1 protein-coding gene is annotated in these 1,818 nt (G+C 53.1%); it reads right to left on the bottom strand.

Translation table 11 applies throughout. The annotated features are described in order from the left end of the window. Positions 1 to 59: 59 nt before the first annotated feature. Positions 60 to 1,532 (bottom strand): pyruvate kinase, encoded by a 1,473-nt coding sequence (gene pyk / locus HMPREF3066_RS06600; RefSeq protein WP_003765311.1) that lies wholly within the window; start codon positions 1,530 to 1,532, stop codon positions 60 to 62. Between the last annotated feature and the right edge of the window lie 286 nt (positions 1,533 to 1,818).

Genomic DNA, 1,818 nt, shown 5'->3' with positions numbered 1-1,818 from the left:
GTGTTGCACTTGAAATCCGAATCCAAGGACCTCTTGTTTATCTGCCGTTTGCGTGTCGATTATTTAACGCGCAACACTTCCAGCGTATTGGTCGAACCGGATTCGCGCATTTGCGAACCGCTGGTGATGATGTATTGGTCGCCGGAGCTTAAGATTTTATGTTCGACCAGCATGGCTTCCACTTCGTTCAGCGCGGTATCGTGGTCGGTGCTGGTCGCTAAAATCAGCGGGCGCACGCCGCGGTACATTGCCATACGGCGTTGGGCGGAAATGCTCGGGGTCAGTGCGAAAATCGGCAAGGTGATATTGTGGCGGCTGACTTCGAAGGCGGTCGAACCGCTTTCAGTCAGGGCGACGATGGCTTTGGCGTGAACCGCGCGCGCCACGCTGACCGCGCCGCCGGCAATCGCCAAGTTGGTGCTGACGGCTTCGGGATAATCGACCTGTTCGGCAACGCCGTTGAGCGAATCTTGTTCTTTTTCCGCAGCCGCACAAATAATCGCCATTTGGCTGACGGTTTCAAACGGATACGCGCCGACGGCAGTTTCGGCGGAACACATCACCGCATCGGTGCCGTCCAATACCGCGTTTGCCACGTCGCTGACTTCCGCGCGGGTCGGGACGGGGTTGGTGATCATGGATTCCATCATTTGGGTTGCCGTAATGCTGAAGCGGCGCAACTCGCGTGCACGGCGGATCATGCGTTTTTGCAGGGCGGGGACGGCTGCGTGTCCGACTTCGACCGCCAAGTCGCCGCGCGCCACCATGATACCGTCGCTGGCGAGGATGATTTCGTCCAAGTTTTCAATCGCTTCCACACGTTCGATTTTGGAAACCAAACCGGGGCGAACGGCAGTACTGCCTTTCATTTCTTCTTCGACTTTGGCGCGGGCAGTGTGCAAATCTTCGGCGGATTTCACAAAGCTGATGGCGAGGTAGTCGCAACCGATGGCAATCGCGGTTTTCAGGTCGCGGAAGTCTTTCTCGGTCAACGCGCCTGCGGACAAACCGCCGCCGCGTTTATTGATGCCTTTGTTGCTTTTCAACACATGGCTGTTTTCAACTTTAGTAACAATCTTACTGCCTTCAACGGATTCCACAGTCAAAGTCAGCAAACCGTCGTCCAACCACAAAACATCGCCCGCAACGACATCATTAGGCAGATCGCGGTAGTCCAAACCGACCGCGTCGCGCGTGCCTTCGCCTTCGAGTGCGGCATCAAGAACCAGCGTTTCGCCTTTGTTCAATTCGATGCTGCCGCCGGCGATTTTGCCGACGCGGATTTTCGGACCTTGCAAGTCGGCAAGGATGGCGATTTCCTGTCCCGCGCGTTTTGCCGCTTCACGCACGATGCGGGCGTTTTCCTGATGGAATTCAGGCGTGCCGTGGCTGAAGTTGAAACGGACGACATTCAGACCGCCTACACGGATCATGTCTTCCAACAACTGGACATTGTTGCTGCCCGGCCCCAACGTAGCGACGATTTTGGTGTTGTGGCTGATGCGGGTTACATCGCGTTTTGCATTACTCATGTGAAGCGTCCTTTCGGTCAATCCGTTGATAAATGGCATACGGCTTTGTTGGAAAATTACAAAGTAGCGTCCTAACGTCGTCTGAAACTGTAAATCTAAAACTTACGTCGAGACATCGAAGCCGTAAATCATGATGCAAATTAATATTTTGGGATTTTACTCTCAAAGTTAAATGATTGGTGGAAAATTACAGGATTTTATGACTTAGGCTAAATTTGGCAGGCTTATACGGATTCTGGAAAACATCATTGCTAAAACTGATTAACTGCCAACTGGCCGAAAAAAA

The sequence above is a fragment of the Neisseria sp. HMSC03D10 genome (assembly GCF_001807625.1).
In the GTDB taxonomy this organism is placed as follows: Bacteria; Pseudomonadota; Gammaproteobacteria; order Burkholderiales; family Neisseriaceae; genus Neisseria; species Neisseria mucosa.
This window is presented reverse-complemented; position numbering and strand designations above follow the sequence as displayed.

Coding starts and splice junctions, on each gene's coding strand:
- pyk (WP_003765311.1), bottom strand. CDS start 1,532: ATGAGTAATGCAAAACGCGATGTAACCCGCATCAGCCACAACACCAAA.